The 17,858-nt window shown below is 65.4% G+C and carries 14 protein-coding genes; 11 read left to right on the top strand and 3 right to left on the bottom strand.

From position 1 onward, the window contains the following. Positions 1-16 precede the first annotated feature (16 nt). The 4 genes from DUPY_RS15375 (at position 17) to DUPY_RS15360 (ending at position 3,670) form a co-directional block, all read left to right on the top strand. The gene (locus DUPY_RS15375) at positions 17-1,408 is read left to right on the top strand and encodes an ethanolamine ammonia-lyase subunit EutB (protein ID WP_070249254.1); all 1,392 of its coding nucleotides are present in this window, start codon (positions 17-19) and stop codon (positions 1,406-1,408) included. Between the two features lie 7 nt (positions 1,409-1,415). Next, a complete protein-coding gene (gene eutC, locus DUPY_RS15370) occupies positions 1,416-2,255 on the top strand; it encodes an ethanolamine ammonia-lyase subunit EutC (RefSeq protein ID WP_070249253.1) in 840 nt (279 codons plus the stop codon). Positions 2,256-2,264: 9 nt separating this feature from the next. Beyond that, on the top strand, positions 2,265-2,960 hold the full coding sequence (locus DUPY_RS15365) for a helix-turn-helix transcriptional regulator (RefSeq protein ID WP_070249252.1): 696 nt from the start codon (positions 2,265-2,267) through the stop codon (positions 2,958-2,960). 62 nt (positions 2,961-3,022) lie between these two features. Continuing rightward, positions 3,023-3,670: a glutathione S-transferase family protein gene (locus tag DUPY_RS15360; RefSeq protein WP_070249251.1), complete on the top strand. Its 648-nt coding sequence runs from the start codon at positions 3,023-3,025 to the stop codon at positions 3,668-3,670. 107 nt (positions 3,671-3,777) lie between these two features. Here the strand turns inward: DUPY_RS15360 and DUPY_RS15355 are convergent, their stop codons facing one another. The 3 genes from DUPY_RS15355 to DUPY_RS15345 are packed head-to-tail and all read right to left on the bottom strand — an operon-like array spanning position 3,778 to position 5,414. After that, a complete protein-coding gene (locus DUPY_RS15355) occupies positions 3,778-4,614 on the bottom strand; it encodes an HDOD domain-containing protein (protein ID WP_070249250.1) in 837 nt (278 codons plus the stop codon). 51 nt (positions 4,615-4,665) lie between these two features. Beyond that, the gene (locus tag DUPY_RS15350) at positions 4,666-4,944 is read right to left on the bottom strand and encodes a hypothetical protein (RefSeq protein WP_070249249.1); all 279 of its coding nucleotides are present in this window, start codon (positions 4,942-4,944) and stop codon (positions 4,666-4,668) included. After that, positions 4,941-5,414: a MarR family winged helix-turn-helix transcriptional regulator gene (locus DUPY_RS15345; RefSeq protein ID WP_070249248.1), complete on the bottom strand. Its 474-nt coding sequence runs from the start codon at positions 5,412-5,414 to the stop codon at positions 4,941-4,943. Before DUPY_RS15345 ends, DUPY_RS15350 begins: the two co-directional genes overlap by 4 nt. A gap of 80 nt (positions 5,415-5,494) precedes the next feature. Between DUPY_RS15345 and DUPY_RS15340 the strand changes: the two genes are divergently transcribed. The 7 genes from DUPY_RS15340 (at position 5,495) to DUPY_RS15310 (ending at position 17,854) form a co-directional block, all read left to right on the top strand. Next, complete coding sequence (locus tag DUPY_RS15340; protein WP_070249247.1) at positions 5,495-6,433, top strand: GlxA family transcriptional regulator; 939 nt, start codon at positions 5,495-5,497, stop codon at positions 6,431-6,433. A 150-nt stretch (positions 6,434-6,583) separates the two neighbouring features. Further along, complete coding sequence (astC, locus tag DUPY_RS15335; RefSeq protein ID WP_070249246.1) at positions 6,584-7,822, top strand: acetylornithine/succinylornithine family transaminase; 1,239 nt, start codon at positions 6,584-6,586, stop codon at positions 7,820-7,822. A 176-nt stretch (positions 7,823-7,998) separates the two neighbouring features. Further along, the gene (locus tag DUPY_RS15330) at positions 7,999-9,036 is read left to right on the top strand and encodes an arginine N-succinyltransferase (RefSeq protein WP_070249245.1); all 1,038 of its coding nucleotides are present in this window, start codon (positions 7,999-8,001) and stop codon (positions 9,034-9,036) included. 13 nt (positions 9,037-9,049) lie between these two features. Next, positions 9,050-10,117 (top strand): arginine N-succinyltransferase, encoded by a 1,068-nt coding sequence (gene astA, locus DUPY_RS15325; RefSeq protein ID WP_070249244.1) that lies wholly within the window; start codon positions 9,050-9,052, stop codon positions 10,115-10,117. Beyond that, positions 10,110-11,606 (top strand): succinylglutamate-semialdehyde dehydrogenase, encoded by a 1,497-nt coding sequence (gene astD / locus DUPY_RS15320; RefSeq protein ID WP_070249243.1) that lies wholly within the window; start codon positions 10,110-10,112, stop codon positions 11,604-11,606. The genes astA and astD overlap by 8 nt, the downstream gene beginning before the upstream one ends. A 12-nt stretch (positions 11,607-11,618) precedes the next feature. Beyond that, entirely contained in the window at positions 11,619-12,959 is a 1,341-nt protein-coding gene (gene astB / locus DUPY_RS15315) for an N-succinylarginine dihydrolase (protein WP_070249242.1), read from the top strand. 161 nt (positions 12,960-13,120) lie between these two features. Then, entirely contained in the window at positions 13,121-17,854 is a 4,734-nt protein-coding gene (locus DUPY_RS15310; RefSeq protein ID WP_070249241.1) for an NAD-glutamate dehydrogenase domain-containing protein, read from the top strand. The last annotated feature ends 4 nt before the right edge of the window (positions 17,855-17,858 follow it).

Below are 17,858 nucleotides of genomic sequence, written 5' to 3'. Positions count from 1 at the left end.
GTCATCCGGAGGGGCAATGGGCAGTTTTTCGCACACGGCAGGCAGCAGAACCTACCAGTTCCGCGACCTGAAGGACTTGATGGCCAAGGCCACGCCCCTGCGTTCCGGCGACGCGCTGGCCGGCCTGGCCGCCGCCAGCGCCGAAGAGCGGGTGGCTGCGCAAATGGCGCTGGCCGACCTGCCGCTGCGGCTGTTCCTCAACGACCTGGTGGTGCCGTACGAGGACGACGAAGTCACGCGCCTGATCATCGACGACCACGACGCCGCCGCCTTTGCGCGCATTGCCCACCTGACAGTGGGCGACTTTCGCAACTGGCTGCTCGGCGACGCTGCCGATACCGCCGCGCTGACCGCCGTCGCCGCCGGCATCACGCCCGAGATGGCGGCGGCCGTTTCAAAAATCATGCGCATCCAGGACCTGGTGCTGGTGGCGCGCAAATGCCGCGTGGTCACGCGCTTTCGCAACACTATCGGGCTCGAAGGCCGCATGGCCACCCGGCTGCAGCCGAACCACCCCACCGACGACGCCACCGGCATCGCCGCCAGCCTGCTCGACGGCCTGCTGTACGGCAGCGGCGACGCCGTCATCGGCATCAACCCGGCCACCGACAACGTGCCGCAGGTGATCAAGATCGTCACCATGCTCGACGAAATCATCGACCGCTATGCCATTCCCACCCAGTCGTGCGTGCTTACCCACGTCACCAACACCATTGCCGCCATTGAGCGCGGCGCGCCGGTGGACCTGGTGTTCCAGTCGATCGCCGGCACCGAGGCGGCCAACACCAGCTTCGGCCTCAACCTGGCCTTGCTCGACGAAGCGCGCCAGGCAGCGTTGTCGCTGGGGCGCGGCACTGTCGGCGACAACGTCATGTACTTCGAGACGGGGCAGGGCAGCGCATTGTCGGCCAATGCCCACCACGGCGTCGACCAGCAGACCTGCGAGGCGCGTGCCTACGCGGTGGCGCGCAAGTTCAAGCCGCTGCTGGTCAACTCGGTGGTCGGCTTTATCGGTCCCGAGTACCTGTACGACGGCAAGCAGATCGTGCGCGCCGGGCTGGAAGACCATTTCTGCGCCAAGCTGCTCGGCCTGCCCATGGGCTGCGACGTCTGCTACACCAACCACGCCGAGGCCGACCAGGACGACATGGACATCCTGCTCACCATGCTGGGCGCGGCCGGCTGCACCTTCGTGATGGGCATTCCCGGTTCCGACGACATCATGCTCAACTATCAGACCACCTCGTTCCACGATGCGCTGTATGCGCGCCGAGCGCTGGGTCTCAAACCAGCGCCGGAGTTCGACGCCTGGCTGAAGCACATGCAAATTTTCACCGATGACGAGCGCACCACGCTGGGCCGGGCCATGCCGCCATCGTTCCAGCGCGCGCTGGCGCAACTGACCTGAGGGCGACATGAGCGAGCTCGAACCCCACGATGGCGCCGACCAGGTCCAGGAGCAGGGCCTGGTGGTGGACAATCCCTGGGCCGCGCTGCGCCGCTTCACGGCTGCGCGCATTGCGCTCGGGCGCACCGGCGTGAGCCAGCCTACCGCACCGCAGCTGGCGTTCCAGCTGGCCCATGCGCAGGCGCGCGACGCCGTGCACCAGGCGCTGGACGTGGCGCCGCTGCTGGCCGGCCTCGCCAAGCTGTGTGGCCAACCGGCGCTGTCGCTGCACAGCGCGGCAGCGAGCCGCGACATCTATTTGCAACGGCCCGACCTGGGGCGGCGGCTCGACGATGCCTCGCGCGAGACATTACAGCAGCAAGCCAGGGCGGACGACGGGTTCGACCTGGCGGTGGTGGTGGCCGACGGCCTGTCGGCGCTGGCGATCGAACAAAATGTGCTGCCGTTCCTGGCCTGCCTGGCGGCGCGCCTGGCGCCCGAGTCGTGGACCCTGGCGCCGCCGGCGGTGGTCTTGCAGGGCCGGGTGGCGGTGGGCGACGAGGTGGGGCAGTTGCTCGGCGCGCGGGCGGTGCTGGTGCTGGTGGGCGAACGCCCGGGCCTCAGTTCGCCCGACAGCATGGGCTTGTACCTGACCTGGGCGCCGCGCGTGGGCCTGACCGACGCCAGCCGCAACTGCATCTCGAACGTGCGCCCGGCGGGCCTCGGTTACGAGGCGGCCGCGTTCAAGTTACACTACCTGCTGTCCGAAGCGCGCCGGCGCCAGTTGTCCGGGGTGGCGCTCAAGGATGAAACCGCAGGCAGCGACTCAGCGCTGTCCGCATCGCCCCGCAACTTCCTGCTCGAATAGCCAACTTCAATGAGTCGCACCACCCGACTTTTCCAGCTGATGGACGCGCTGCGCGGCTATCGCCGTGCCGTCACCGCCGCCCGCCTGGCCGAACAGCTGGGCGTATCCGAGCGCACCATCTACCGCGACATCCAGACCTTGTGCAGCCTGGGCGCGCCGCTCGAAGGCGCGGCCGGGGTGGGCTATTGCCTCAAGCCCGGCTTCTTTCTGCCACCACTGATGTTCAGCATCGACGAGCTCGAAGCGCTGGTGCTGGGCGCACGCTGGGTGCGCGGCCAGGGCGACGCCGCGCTGGCAGCCGCCGCTCACACCGCGCTGGCCAGGATCGCCGCCGCCACGCCCAGGGACTTGCGCGATGACATGGCAGAAACCAGTTTATGGGTACCACTGGGCATGGAGCGGCCACAGGTCGACGACCGCCACGTCGGGCCGGTGCGCGAGGCGATCCGCTACCAGCACCGGCTGCGGATCGGGTATTGCGACGAGCACGGCCAGCCGTCGGAGCGCATGGTCTGGCCGTTCGCGCTGGCGTTTTTCGAGGGCAAGCGCCTGCTGGCTGCGTGGTGCGAGCTGCGCGCCGGTTTCCGCCATTTCCGCATCGACCGCATTGCCACGGTCGAGACCACGCGTGAGCGCTATCCGACCCGGCGCTACGAGCTGCTGACCACCTGGCGCCGCGAGCACAATATAGCCCCCGAATCCTGACAGAAACTGGCGCGCCGCGCCGCTACCATCGTGGCTCTTCTTGACACCCACCGGAGCCCCGCATGCGCTTGTACCACCACCCGATCTCGTCCAATGCCCGCCGCGTGATGATGGCCGCCATCCACCTGGACGTGCAGCTCGATCTGACCGAAATCAACCTGATGGACGCGGGCGACCGCCACCGCCTGGCCGCGCTCAATCCGAACGGCATGCTGCCGGTGCTGCATGACGGCGAATTCATCCTGTGGGAATCGTGCGCCATCATGCAATACCTGGCCGACACCACGGCGGGCGGCGAGGCCTTGTACCCGCGCGACGCGGCGCAGCGCGCCGACGTCAACCGCTGGATGTTGTGGGCGTGCCAGCACTTCGCGCCGGCCGTCAGCGTGCTGGCCTGGGAAAATATCTGGAAGGGCATGACCGGTGGTGGCGCCCGCGATCCGCTCGAAGTGGCGCGCGGCACCGTCGACCTGACCCGTCATGCGGCCGTGCTGGACCGGCACCTTCGGGCCCATGCCTGGGTTGCCGGCGATGCGCTGAGCCTGGCCGATTTCGCGCTGGCCGCGCCGCTCATGTACACCGGGCCGGCCCGCCTGCCGCTGGACGGCTACATCCATCTCGCGGCCTGGCACGCGCGCATCCGCCAATTGCCGGCATGGCGCCAGACCGAAAAAGATTGGGAAATGGAAACGAGTGGTGCGCTTGTGTGAAGTGGCGCACGGAACGCGCCACCCAGCGCTGCTATAGTTCAGTCATCTCCTCTGGAGGAGATCCCTAGTTTTGGACTTCGCCCGCTACCCAGCGGGCTTTTTTTTGCCTACATCATCAGCACCGAATACAGCGAGCGTACCTCCTCGGCCGATTCGAGCATGATGGTGTGCAGCGAACCGTCGCCGATCAGGAAATCGATGGTGCGCGCGCCCTGTTCGCTGATGTTGGCGCGCGGCTGGTACAGCGGCGACGGTACCGGCGCCAGGTCGTTGGCCAGCAGCAGCGTGTCGCCCAGTGTTTCCGGCGGAATCGCGCGCAATCCCGTCCACATCGCCTCGATGCCCTGCAGCACGCCGTCGGGCACGCCCAGGCGCGTCAGCACGCCACGGCCGATCTCGATCTCGCCATGGTCTACCCAGTCTTCCGGTTCGCCGTCCATGATCTCCGGGTAATCGCCGGCGCACGAGAGCATGTAGAAGCCTGCCACCTCGTGCATGATGCCGGCGAACAGCGCGGTTTCAGGATCGAGGCGGGTGACGCGGCGCGCAATCACCTGCGAGAGCGCGGCCACGTGCGCCGTGTGTTCCCACAACTGGTTGATTTGCTGCTTGAGGGCGGGGTTGGTGACTTCGCTGCCGATCTGGCGCACGATCAGGGCTGCCACCAGCGATTGCAGCGTGCGCACGCCGAGGCGCTGCACGGCGTTTTTGACGCTGGTGATCTCGGTACCCGAGCGGTTGTAAGCAGCCGAGTTGGCAATCGCCACGCTGCGGGCGGCCAGCAACGGGTTTGCCTGGATGAGCCTGGCTGCCGCGTCGGCGTGGCAGTCGGGGTCGTTCAACGCCTGCTGCAACCGCAGTGTGGCGTTGACATTGGCGGGGAAAGTCAATTCCCCGCGGCCAGCTTGTTCAGCGATGGCCTTGAATGCGTCGAGTCTGTCCATCGCAAAAATTATACGCGCAATATTGCTACGTAGAACTTTTGTGTCAGAATTTTATTCTTCGCTGAAAATCGCGTCGTAGCCATCGGTATTGTCCATGCCTTTGAGCTCGTCCACCAGCCCCAGGTCTTCCAGCTCTTCCACCGCGTTCATGTAGCTGTTGGGCTTGGTCGCGCCGATCAGGCGGAAGATTTCGCCTTCTTCATTGCGCACGCCGATCAGCAGCTTTTCCAGGCGCACTTCGTCCTCGTGGGCGACATTGAGCAACAGGTTGCCGATGATGTGTTTGTCGAATTTTGCCGGCGTGACGCCGTCGATCAGAGCAGTTTTCAAATGATTTCCTTGGTTGGGTCGGTGTTGGGCGCGCAAGTGTCGGCGCCGGCCATGACGGCATTCTTAAGCCTGGCGAGATTTTTTTCAAGGGCCGCGTAATCGTCGTCGCTGTAATCGGCAAACATTTGCCGCCCCATCGACACCATCGCCGGAAACGCGGTGTGAAACGCAGCCTCGCCGGCGTCGGTCAGCCGCACGAAAAACGAGCGCTTGTCGCAGTCGCTGCGGGTACGCTCGACCAGGCCTTTTTGTTCCAGCCGCTCGATCACGCCGGTCATGGTGCCCTTGGTGATCAGGGTTTTCTCGCCCAGCTCCTTGTACGACATGCCCGGCGTATTGCCCAGCGTGGCGATGATGTCGAACTGCGCATGGGTGAGGCCGCAGGCGCGCGCGTGTTCCGCCGACCTGCGCTCGAAGCTCTGCATGCACTCGGCCAGCAGCCGGACACTTTTCAAATATCGTTCGCCCATGGGCCGTGATTATAGCTGGTTCGCAATTTGCAGCCGGGGCGGGTACTATACGGGACTTTCATTCATGCCCCTGCGCGCCGATGTCCTTTGCTAACCTGTCCGGCCTGGCCCGCCAACGGCCGCTGCGCGTGCTGCTGGTCAACGCGGGCGAGGCCGATGCGCTCACCTGGGCCGGCCTGGTGCAGCCGCTGCGCATGGCCGCCGCCATGCTGGGCCGTGATGCCTTCCAGCTTGAAACCATGACCCCGGCGCAAGTGGTGCTGGCCCAGCCCGGCTGGCAGATCGCCTTATTGGTCGCCGACGATGCCGACCGCACCATGGCGCCGGAGCTGGCCCGCGCCGTGATCGAGCGCATCCGCAGCGCCGAATACTGGGGCGGCGTGGGCGCCGGCGTGCTGTGGCTGGCGCTGGCCGGCGTAATGGCCGGGGTGCGGGTGGCGCTGCCGTGGGCGCTGTACGGCGACACCGAGAGCATCACCGACCGCGCCATCCTGACCCAGCACCTGTTCGAGCTCGACGGCCGCCACCTGAGCTGTTGCGGCGGCGCCGCCAGCATCGATTTTGCGCTGACGCTGGTCGAGCACCTGTGCGGCGCCACCGTGCAGGCGTCGATCAAGGAAAACCTGTGCATCGAGCGCGTGCGCAGCCACGACGAGCGCCAGCGCATCGCCCTGCAAGCGCGTTTCGGCGCGTTGCAGCCGCGCTTGTCCGAGGCGGTGACGCTGATGGAGACCAATATCGAGGAACCGCTGTCGACGGACGACATCGCCAACCTGGTGGGCCTGTCGCGGCGCCAACTGGAGCGCCTGTTCAAGCAATACCTCGACAGCCTGCCGTCGCGCTACTACCTGGAACTGCGCCTGCAACGCGCGCGCCAGCTGCTGCTCGAGACCAACCACTCGATCGTGCAGGTGGGGCTGATGTGCGGCTTCTCGTCGGGGTCGCATTTTTCCACGGCGTTCGGGGCTTTGTTTGGCAATACACCGCGCGAAGAACGCCAGCGCAAGCTGGCTAATTGACCATAATTTCTTGCTAAGCTTTCCCTATGGCCAAAAGTGAAAAACCTTGTCGCCATTAGAAAAGAGTTTTAGCATGCCGTTTTTTATAATGGGCCCTGCGGCACGTTGCCGCGCGCACCCACCCGCAACACTATTTTGATAGGGAATGCCATGAACGCCAAAGATACGACCGTAACGACCCGTCCTGTGACTCGTCAGACTTTTGACGAAGTCCTGGTGCCGACCTATGCACCGGCAGCGATGGTTCCGGTCCGAGGATCTGGCCTGGACCTGTGGGACCAGAATGGCAAGCACTACCTGGACTTCACGTCCGGCATCGCCGTCAACTCGCTCGGCCACTGCAATCCGATCGTGGTCGAGGCACTGACGCGCCAGGCCAACACCCTGTGGCACCTCGGTAACGGCTACACCAACGAGCCGGTGCTGCGCCTGGGCCTGGCCCTGACCGAAGCCACTTTCGCCGACCGCGCCTTCTTCTGCAACTCCGGCGCCGAAGCCAACGAAGCGGCGCTCAAACTGGCCCGTAAATACGCGCACGCCAAGTTCGGTCCGCACAAGTCGCGCATTGTCTCGTGCCTGCAGTCGTTCCACGGCCGCACGCTGTTTACCGTTTCGGTCGGCGGCCAGTCGAAGTACACCGAAGGCTTCGAGCCGCTGCCACCGTCGATCGACCACATTGCCTACAACGACATCGAAGCGGCGCGCGCATCGATTACCGATGACGTCTGCGCCGTGATCGTCGAGCCGCTGCAAGGCGAGGGTGGCGTGGTACCGGGCGACAAAGCCTACCTGCAAGCGCTGCGCGACCTGTGCGACCAGACCGGCGCGGTGTTGATTTTCGACGAGGTGCAGTGCGGCATGGGCCGTACCGGCGACCTGTTCCACTACATGACCTACGGCATCACGCCTGACGTGCTCACTTCCGCCAAGGCGCTGGGCAACGGCTATCCGGTCGCCGCCATGCTGACCACCCACGAGCTGGCCGCCACCCTGGGCGTGGGCAGCCACGGCACCACCTACGGCGGCAACCCGCTGGCCGCCACCGTGGCCCTGACCGTGCTGGAAACCATCAACCAGCCCGAGTTCCTGGCGCGCGTCAAGCAGGCCGGCGACAAGCTGCGCGGCACCATGGAAAAGCTGATCGCCGACTACCCGCAGGTGTTCACGCTGGTACGCGGCGCCGGCCTGCTGCTGGGCATGGTCGTGACCGACGCCTGGAAAGGCCGCTCGAAAGATATCCAGAAGGCTGCCGAAGTCAATGGCCTGATGGTGCTGATCGCCGGCATGGACGTGCTGCGCCTGGCGCCGGCCCTGATCGTCAGCGACGAACAGATCGCCGAAGCGGACCGCATTCTGCGCGTGTCGATTGATGGTTTGCTGAAGGCGTAAGCGGGAATAATCGTCACCCTCAGATCCGTCATCCTCGCGCACGCGGGGATCCATAGAGCGCGTGAGTGGTGCAAACGTTCCATGGATCCCCGCTTTCGCGGGGATGACGGCTTTTCGGTCCCGGGTTTCTACCCTGGCCTGTGCTGTGCATCATGTGCATCACCCAAGGAGTAAATATGTATGTAGTCCGTCCGGTCGAACTAGCGGATATCGACGCCCTCGAGGCGCTGGCCGCAGTGCCCATGCCGGGAGTGCATACCCTGCCCAAGACGCGCGAGAAAATCCTCGCCATGATCGAGGGTTCGATCGCTTCCTTTGCCGCCCAGGTCGATATCGCCAGCGAGGAATCGTATTTGCTGGTGCTTGAAAACCTCACCGACCACAGCATCGCCGGCACCGCCGCCATCTTCGCTGCAGCCGGCTCCAACGGCACTTATTTTTCGTTCCGTAACGACGTCATCCAGCAAGTCTCGCGCGATCTCAATATCAGCCACAGCGTGCACGCGCTCACGCTGTGTTCGGAGCTGACCGGCTACTCGCAGCTGTCGAGCTTTTACGTGGGCGAGCGCGAACAGGGTTCGGCCGAAGCGGCGCTGCTCTCGCGCGCACGGCTGATGTTTGCCGTGCTGGCGCCGCACCGCTTTTCCGACCGTTTCTTCGTGCCGCTGGCCGGCGTTACCGACACCAACAGCGGCTCGCCGTTCTGGGATGCGCTGGGCCGCAAGTTCTTCCAGATGGATTTTCTCGATGCCGAACGCGTGATCGGCGGCGCCCGCAACCGCACCCTGATCGTGGAGCTGATGCCGCACTACCCGGTGTACGTGCCGCTGCTGCCGGGCGACGCCCAGGCGGCCATGGGCCAGATCCATCCGTCGGGCGAACTGGCGTTTAATTTGCTCACCGCCGAAGGCTTCGAAGCGGATGACTACATCGACATCTTCGATGGCGGCCCGATTTTGCAGGCCCATAAAAATTCGCTGCGCACCTTTACCGGCGCGCTGCAACGCCGCGCCACCGTGGCGCTTGACGCGCGCGACCGCGGCCGCGAACCGCCGGTGCGTTACGCCATCTCGTCCGGCACCGAACACAATTTCCGCGCCGTGATCGCCGACTGCGCCGCGCTCGAAGCGCAAGTGACCGTGGCCTTGCCGGCAGAGGTGCTGGGCACGCTGAACATCGCGGACGGCGACACCGTCATCTGCGTCCGACTCTGAGACTGGACCACCTATGCTAGTAGTACGCGCCATCCAAGCCGACGACCTCGACGCCCTGTACGTGATGGCCACGCAGGTCGGCAGCGGCATGACCACCTTAAAGCCCGACATGAAGATGATGGGCGACCGGCTCGATATCGCGGTCGCTTCGTTTGCCGAAACCATCGCTCCCGAAAAGCGCGACTACATGTTCGTGATGGAAGACACCGACACCGGCCGCCTGGCCGGCGTGTGCGCGATCAAGGGCGCGGTGGGCCTGAACGAACCGTTTTATAACTACCGCATCGGCACCCTGGTGCACTCGAGCCGCGAGATCGACGTATTTACCCGCATGGAAACGCTGTACCTGTCGAACGATCTGACCGGCAGCACCGAACTGTGTTCGCTGTTCCTGCATCCCGACTACCGCACCGGCAACAACGGCAAGCTGCTGTCGAAAAGCCGCTTCCTGTTCATCGCCCAGTTCCCGCACCTGTTTACCGAAAAACTGATCGCCGAGATGCGCGGCTACCAGGAAGAAAACGGCCGCTCGCCGTTCTACGAGGGCCTGGGCCGCCACTTCTTCAAGATGGATTTCGATCACGTCGATGCGCTGACCGCGGTCGGCAAAAAATCGTTCATCGCCGAGCTGATGCCGCGCCAGCCGTTGTACGTGGCCTATCTGCCCGACGACGCACAAGAGGTGATCGGCAAGGTCCACACGTCCACCGCGCCGGCGCGCCGCCTGCTCGAACAGGAGGGCTTGTATTTCGAGGGCTACGTCGACATCTTCGATGCTGGCCCGGTGCTGCAGGCGCGGGTGTCCGAGCTGCGCGCCATGCGCGACAGCGTGCTGGCGCAGGTTGGCGCCGCTGCCGTGCCGGACGCCGCGTGCGCCACGTTGCCTGAACCGGAACCGGGACCGGAGCCGGTGCTGGTGTCGAATACCGCGCTCCACGATTTCCGCATGATCCTGTCGCAGACCGCGCCAGTGAATGGCGCCGTGGCGCTGTCGGCAGCGGAGCAGGATGCGCTGCGCTGCGCCGACGGCGACGCCGTGCGCACCCTGTCGCTCAACTCGAGGAAATATCCCCATGTTTAATACGCTGAACAACCCCCTGAGCAATGTACTGAGCAATTTCGTTGGCGGACGATGGTCGGTCGGCGCTGGCGCCGAACTGGTGACCGTCGATCCGTCGAACGGCCAGCAAACCTGGGCCAGCCGCGAATCGACGCCGCAGGATGTCGATGCCGCCTGCAGCGCCGCCCAGGCCGCGTTTGAAGCCTGGGCGTTGACGCCGCTGGAAGAGCGCATTGCCGTCTGCCTGCGCTTCCGCGACCTGTTGAAGCAGGATGCGGAAGAACTGGCGGCGCTGATCGCCGAAGAAGTGGGTAAACCATTGTGGGAAGCGCGCACCGAAGTGACCACCATGGCCAACAAGATCGACATCTCGGTGCAGGCCTATCACGCCCGCACCGGCCACACGCAGAACAAAGTCGCCGATGGCGAAGCGGTGCTGCGCCACCGTCCGCACGGCGTGTTCGGCGTGTTCGGACCATATAACTTCCCCGGCCACCTGCCCAACGGTCATATCGTGCCCGCGCTCATCGCCGGTAACACGGTGGTGTTCAAACCGAGCGAATACGCGCCGCGCACGGCCATCAAGACCGTGCAGTTGTGGGAGCAGGCCGGCTTGCCGGCCGGCGTGATCAACCTGGTCAACGGCGGCCGCGAAACCGGCATCGCGCTGGGCCAGAATCCGAGGCTCGACGGCGTGCTGTTTACCGGCAGCTGCCCCACCGGCACCGCACTGCACAAGCAGTTCGGCGGCCAGCCGGGCAAGATGCTGGCGCTGGAAATGGGCGGCAACAACCCGCTGGTGATCTGGGATGCGAAAGATATCGATGCGGCCGTGTTCATGGCCGTGTCGTCGGCGTTCATTTCGGCCGGCCAGCGCTGCACCTGCGCGCGCCGCCTGATTGTCCAGCAAGGCCCTGCGGGCGATGCGCTGCTTGCGCGCCTGGTCGATGTGGCCAGCCGCCTGACGGTGGGCGCCTCGAACGCGGAACCGGCGCCGTTCATGGGGCCCGTGGTCTCGGCGGCGATCGCCAGGCGGCTGGTGCAGGCGCAGGAGGACATGGTGGCCAAAGGCGGCGTCAGCCTGCTCAACATGCGCCACCTCGACGAGAACACCGGCTTTGTCACGGCAGGTATCGTCGATGTGACCGATGCCGAGAATATCCCCGACGAAGAGTGGTTCGGTCCCCTGTTGCAGGTGATCCGCGTGGCCGATTTCGACACCGCGATCCGCACCGCCAACGCCACCGAATTCGGCCTGGCCTCGGCGCTGATCTCGAATGACGAAAACCTGTGGAAGATTTTCCAGGTGCGCGCGCGTGCCGGCATCGTCAACTGGAACCGCCCAACCACCGGTGCGGCCAGCACCGCGCCGTTCGGCGGCGTGGGCAAGTCGGGTAACCATCGTCCGAGCGCCTACTACGCGGCCGATTACTGCGCGTACCCGGTCGCCTCGATCGAAAACCCTGCACTGGAACTGCCGGCCAAGCTCTCGCCCGGCATGCACTTCTAAGGAAGCGCCATCATGCCCGCACGCGAATTCAACTTCGATGGCCTGGTCGGGCCGTCGCACAACTACGCCGGCCTGTCGTTCGGTAACGTCGCCTCGTTCAACAACGTCAAGAGCGCGTCCAATCCCAAGCTGGCCGCCTTGCAGGGCCTGGCCAAGATGCGCGCACTGGCTGCGCGCGGCTTCGGCCAGGCCGTGATGCCGCCGCAGGTGCGTCCCAACTTCCGCCTGCTGCGCAGCGTGGGTTTTATCGGCACCGAGGCCGAAGTGCTGGCCAAGGCCGCGAAGGAAGCGCCAGTCATCCTGGCCAGCGCCTATTCGGCCTCGCCGATGTGGACCGCGAATGCCGCGACGGTGAGCCCGTCGGCCGACAGTCTTGACGGCCGCGCGCACTTCACCGCCGCCAACCTGAATAACAAGCTGCACCGCGCCTTCGAGCACACGCAGTCGGCACGCAGCCTGCGCGCCATCTTCGCCGATCCGAAACACTTTGCCGTACACGACGCGCTGCCCGGCACCCCGGCGTTCGGCGACGAGGGCGCGGCCAACCACACGCGCTTTGCCAAAGATCATGGCAGCGCTGGCGTGGAGCTGTTCGTGTATGGCCGCACCGAGTTCGACGCCTCGGCGCCGGCACCGAAACGCTTTCCGGCGCGGCAAACCCTGGAGGCTTCGCAGGCGGTCGCGCGCCTGCATGGCTTGTCGCATGAGCGCACCGTGTATGTGCAGCAGAATCCCGACGTGATCGACCAGGGCGTGTTCCACAACGACGTGATCGCGGTCGGCAACGGCAATGTGCTGTTCTACCACGAGCAGGCGTTTGCCGACGAAGCGGACGCCATCGAACGGCTACGCCGCGCGCTGGGCGAGGTAGGAGCAGAATTCAATCCGATCCGCGTGGCGACGTCGCAGGTGGCGGTGGCCGATACCGTGGCCAGCTACCTGTTCAACAGCCAGTTGCTGACCAAGGCCAGTGGCAAGATGGCGCTGGTGGTGCCGCATGAATGCCAGGAAAACGCCGCGGTCGCGCGCTACCTGGAAGGCCTGCTGGCGCAGAATGGCGCCATCGACGAATTGATCACGTTCGACCTGCGCCAGTCGATGCGTAACGGCGGCGGCCCCGCGTGCCTGCGCCTGCGCGTGGCGCTCACCGAGGCCGAAAGCCAAGCCATGCACCAGGGCGTGGTGATGACCGAAGCGCTGTATCACACGCTGGTGGCGTGGGTGGAAAAACACTACCGCGACAGCCTGTCACCCGACGACCTGGCCGACCCGCAGCTGGCGATCGAGGTGCGCACGGCGCTGGAGGATTTGAGCCGTATCCTGAATTTGCCGGACCTGTACGACCTCAGTTAGCGCCCGATCCTTCTGGTACAGGCGCGAAGTTTTAAAAGCTGGTCTAATACCGCATCACCACCGGCATGAGCACCTGCCGCGCCGCCATAAGCGGTTCGGCGTGGGCCTGCGAGAACTACCCAAAATACCTAAAATACCCGTTACGTATTGGAGAACAAACAATGAAACAAACACCACAAGACCTGCGCGCCGAGACGCTCGCATCGATCAACGCCAGCCAATCTGCGAGCACCAATGCCCAGGTTCCGGCCCTGATCGGCGCCTGGCTTGCAGCCCTCGACGACGAAGACCTGGCCGGCACGCTGCCCGCCAGCCTGGCGCCGGTCTTGATGGAAGGTTTCAGCAAAGCGGCCACCCGCACCGGCGCCGGCGCGCAAGTGGTCACGCTCCCTTACGATGACGGCCGTGGCGGCAAAGCCACCGCGCTGCTGGTCCTCAACGACGACATGCCATACCTGGTGGACTCCATCGTCATGGCCATGCGCAAGCTGCACATCGTCGCCAACGGCGTGATGAACGCCGTGCTGCCGGTGGCGCGCAACGCCGACGGCGTGGTCACCAGCGTCGGCCAGGCCGGCGACAAGCTCGAATCGTACGTGCTTTGCCTGCTGGCCGAAGACCTGCCTGCCGCCGAACTGGGCGCGCTGGTCGAACGCATCCAGATGGTCTCGCGCGACGCCGCCGTGGTCCGCCGCGACAAGGCCGCCATGCTGGCGCACCTGGCCCGCATTGGCGCCGAAGCTGCCGCCATCGGCGAAGAAGGCAAGGAAGTTGCCGCCTTCCTCGACTGGGCGCGCACCGAAGGCTTCGAGCCGTTCGGCTACGCCTACTACCAGGTCAAGCCGGGCGTGCGCGAACTCGAACGCGACATCCCGAGCCGCATCGGCGTGCTGCAAGATACCGCGCACCCGGTCTATGGCACCTGCCTGGCCAACATCCCCGGCGACTTCGACACGCTGTCCAAGCGCGCCCATACGCTGTCCATCGTCAAGGCCGACGTGGAAGGCACGCTGCACCGCGACGCCCAGCTCGACTTCATCGGCATCCGCCACACCGACGCGCAGGGCGCGATCCTCGGCGAATACTGCTTCGTGGGTTTGTTCACCCGCGCCGCCACGTCCACGCCGCTGAACCGTCTGCCGTTCGCGCGTGGCCGCGTGGCCAAGGTGCTGTCGATTGCCGGCGTGCGCCAGGAAGGTTTCCGCGCCGAGAAATTCATCGAGATCCTCGAATCGCTGCCGCGCACCGAAGCGCTGGAAGCCGATCCGCAATGGCTGGCCGAGGTATGCGGCGCCGTGGTCTCGCTGTACAAGCAGCCGCGCACCAAGGTGTTTGCGCGCCGCGACGTGTATGCGCGCCACCTGAACGTGCTGGTGTACCTGCCGCGCGAGCGTTACAGCAACAGCGTCGCCTCGTCGCTGGCCCGCACGCTGCAATCCACGTCCGGCGCCAACCACGTCAGCCTGCAAACGCTGGTGGCCGACGGCCCGCTGGCGCGCGTGTACCTGATCGCCCACGGCGCCCGCTACCCGCTCGACCTGGAAACCGACATCCAGCAGCCGCTGGCAGGTGTGCTCGACGGCTGGCACGACAGCTTCTCGCAACTGGCCGACACCGTGCCGAACGAGCCGGTACGCGCCCACTTGCGCAAGATGTGCGCCACGCTGCCGGTCGATTACGTGGCGTCCACCACGCCGGTGGCCGCCTTCCAGGATCTGCAAACCATCCTGCACAACACCGATCCGTCGCGCGTCGATGTGCGCGTGGAGAATTCCAACGGCGGCACCTCGATCCGCCTGTACTCGGTGGACCAGGTGCCGTCGCTGTCGATCATCCTGCCGGCGCTGCATAACGCCGGCGTGACCATCGACCGCGAACAATCGCACTCGCTGCGCATCGACGGCCAGCGCCGCTACGTCACCAGCCTGTCGGTCGATTCGGCCAGCGCAGCCAGCCTGTCCAAGCCGGGCGTGGTGGTGGTGGCCGAAGACCTGTTCTCGGCCCTGTTCAACAACGAAGCCGAAGATGGCCGCCTGAATGGCCTGGTCATCGAAGGCGGCTTGAGCGTGCGCGAAGTGCAGCTGGTGCGCGCCTACATGAGCTACTGGCGCCAGACCGGCACCCAGTTCTCGGTGCGCTACATCGCCGAAACCCTGCGCAAGCAGCCGGCGTTCGTGAAAGAACTGGTGGACGTATTCCTGCGCCGGTTCGATCCGTCGCTGGCCGTTGCCACCCGTACCGAAGCGATGGACAAGCTGGCCGACATCAAGACCCGCCTGCCATCGATCAACCACGCCGATAGCGAAGAGGTACTGGGCGCGCTGGCCAACCTGATCGCCGCCACCCTGCGCACCAACTACTTCCAGAACGACCAGAAGGGCGACAAGATCATCTTCAAGTTCGACACCAGCAATCTCACGCTGGTGCCGGAACCGCGTCCATACCGCGAGATCTACGTGTTCTCGCGCCGTTTCGAGGGCCTGCACCTGCGCGGCGGTCCGGTCGCGCGCGGCGGCTTGCGCTGGTCCGACCGCATGGAAGACTACCGCACCGAAGTGCTCGGCCTGGTCAAGGCCCAGATGGTGAAGAACGCCGTGATCGTGCCGGCCGGCGCCAAGGGCGGATTCGTGTGCAAGCAGATGCCGAAAGACGCCGTGCGTGAAACCATCGCTGCCGAAGGCGAAGCAGTCTACCGCCTGTTCATTTCCAGCCTGCTGGAAGTGACCGACAACCGCGTGCTGGGCAACATCGTGCCGCCAGCGGACACGGTCTGCTACGACAGCGCCGACCCGTACCTGGTGGTCGCTGCCGACAAGGGCACCGCAACCTTCTCCGACATCGCCAACAGCATCGCCGTGCAGCGCGGCTTCTGGCTCGGCGACGCCTTTGCCTCGGGCGGCTCCAACGGTTACGACCACAAGAAAATGGGCATCACCGCCAAGGGCGCGTTCGAAGCCGTGCAGCGCCACTTCTACGAAATGGACCACGACATCCACACCACGCCAACCTCCATGGTCGGCGTGGGCGACATGTCGGGCGACGTATTCGGCAACGGCGCGCTGCTGTCGCGCAAGCTGAAAATCGTCGCAGCGTTCGACCATCGCCATATCTTCCTCGATCCTAACCCGGACCTGGAGCAGTCGTTCGTCGAGCGTGAGCGCATGTTCGCGCTGCCGCGTTCCTCGTGGGACGACTACAACAAGGAACTGATCTCGGCCGGCGGCGGCGTGTATCCACGCACCGCGCGCACCATCGCACTGTCGCCGCAAATCCGTGAAGTGCTCGACATCGAAGAGACCTCGCTGCCACCGGAAGAGCTGATGCACCGCATCCTGAAAGCGCCGGTGGACCTGTTCTACAACGGCGGTATCGGCACCTACATCAAGGCATCGACCGAAACCCACGCGCAAGTCAAGGACCGCGCCAACGACAACATCCGCGTCGATGGCAACCAGCTGCGCTGCAAGGTCGTCACCGAGGGCGGCAACCTGGGCGCCACGCAGGCGGGCCGGATCGAGTTTGCGCTGGCCGGCGGCCGCATCTTCACCGATGCGATCGACAACTCGGCCGGCGTGGATTGCTCCGACCATGAAGTGAACGTCAAGATGTGGCTGGACGTGGAAATGAACGCCGGCCAGCTGAGCGAAGCGGACCGCAACCACACGCTCAACCTGATGACTGCCGATATCGAACGCCTGGTCCTGCGCGACAACACGCTGCAAACCCATTTGCTGGTGCGCGAAGCGCAGGCGCAAACCGAACCGGCAGTGCAGGACGGCTACGCCCACCTGATCGCGTTCCTGGAAGAAGAGGGCGCGCTGTCGCGCGACCTCGAGCAGCTGCCGACGGTGGCCGAACTGGCGCGCCGCAAAGCCGATGGCCGTGGCTTGACCACGCCGGAACTGGCAGTGGTGATCGCCAACGTGAAAAACCGCTACAAGCGCATCCTGTCGGCGCTGCCGCTGACGGAACACAGCTGGGCCGAGTCCATGCTCAAGCCGTACTTCCCCGAGCTGATGGTCGCCACCCGTCCTGCGCTGGCGCACCCGCTGGCCAACGCCATCCTGGCCACCGTGCTGGCCAACGAGTCGGTCAACCGCTGCGGTCCGCTGATGCTGCGCGAGCTGGCTGGCGAACATGGGGTTGACGAAACCGACGTGATTCAAGCCTGGGGCCAGGCCTGGTCGGCGCTGAACCTGGCCCCGGTCTTTGCTGTGCTCGACGCCGACGCGCTCAAGATCCCGCGCGCCGTCTCGATCAAGGTCGATGGCCGCACCCGCGTGCTGCAACGCGCCGTGATCGAAGGTGCATTGACCGTGCCAGCCGATCAGCTGCGCGGCGGCGTGGAAGAACTCACGCGCCTGTTCGACCAGCCCGATTCGCTGACCCAGCTGACGCAACTGACGCCGGCCGACGGCCAGTCCGACGCCGAACTGACCACCGGCCTGCACCCTGAATTCGTCCAGGCGTGGAACGCGGTCGATGCCATCGAAGCGGTGGCGGCCTTCGTGTTTGCCGCGCTGTCGGTGCAGCGTCCGGCGGGCATGGACTTGCCGGCCTTCCTGCAAATCGGCCTGGCGCTGCGCACGCAAGTGGGCATCGACGTGCTCGAACGCGGCCTTAAACTGCCGGCGGCGAACCGCTCGCAGGAGCAGCTGCGCAACTACGCGCAAAACGCCCTGCGCCGCACCCAGCAACGCCTGCTGTCCAAGGTGCTGCAACACGCGACCGGCGGCCATTCGGCCACCGAAGCGGTGGAGCTGGTCGCCAACACGCTGGGCCTGTCGGGCTACGCGCAGCCGGCCGACCTGGAACAGGCGATGCTCGATGTGTGGGCGTTGTCGGAGGCGGTCAACGCCGCCAATACGGCAGGCGCCACCCTGCTGGCGGCGTAAGCGC

This window comes from Duganella phyllosphaerae, assembly GCF_001758785.1.
GTDB lineage: Bacteria > Pseudomonadota > Gammaproteobacteria > Burkholderiales > Burkholderiaceae_D > Rugamonas > Rugamonas phyllosphaerae.
Note: the sequence above shows the minus strand (reverse complement) of the source record. Positions and strands in the feature narration are given on the sequence as shown.

Coding starts and splice junctions, on each gene's coding strand:
- astB (WP_070249242.1), top strand. CDS start 11,619: ATGCCCGCACGCGAATTCAACTTCGATGGCCTGGTCGGGCCGTCGCAC.
- DUPY_RS15330 (WP_070249245.1), top strand. CDS start 7,999: ATGTATGTAGTCCGTCCGGTCGAACTAGCGGATATCGACGCCCTCGAG.
- astA (WP_070249244.1), top strand. CDS start 9,050: ATGCTAGTAGTACGCGCCATCCAAGCCGACGACCTCGACGCCCTGTAC.
- DUPY_RS15355 (WP_070249250.1), bottom strand. CDS start 4,614: ATGGACAGACTCGACGCATTCAAGGCCATCGCTGAACAAGCTGGCCGC.
- DUPY_RS15345 (WP_070249248.1), bottom strand. CDS start 5,414: ATGGGCGAACGATATTTGAAAAGTGTCCGGCTGCTGGCCGAGTGCATG.
- astC (WP_070249246.1), top strand. CDS start 6,584: ATGAACGCCAAAGATACGACCGTAACGACCCGTCCTGTGACTCGTCAG.
- DUPY_RS15360 (WP_070249251.1), top strand. CDS start 3,023: ATGCGCTTGTACCACCACCCGATCTCGTCCAATGCCCGCCGCGTGATG.
- eutC (WP_070249253.1), top strand. CDS start 1,416: ATGAGCGAGCTCGAACCCCACGATGGCGCCGACCAGGTCCAGGAGCAG.
- DUPY_RS15365 (WP_070249252.1), top strand. CDS start 2,265: ATGAGTCGCACCACCCGACTTTTCCAGCTGATGGACGCGCTGCGCGGC.
- DUPY_RS15340 (WP_070249247.1), top strand. CDS start 5,495: ATGTCCTTTGCTAACCTGTCCGGCCTGGCCCGCCAACGGCCGCTGCGC.
- DUPY_RS15375 (WP_070249254.1), top strand. CDS start 17: ATGGGCAGTTTTTCGCACACGGCAGGCAGCAGAACCTACCAGTTCCGC.
- astD (WP_070249243.1), top strand. CDS start 10,110: ATGTTTAATACGCTGAACAACCCCCTGAGCAATGTACTGAGCAATTTC.
- DUPY_RS15310 (WP_070249241.1), top strand. CDS start 13,121: ATGAAACAAACACCACAAGACCTGCGCGCCGAGACGCTCGCATCGATC.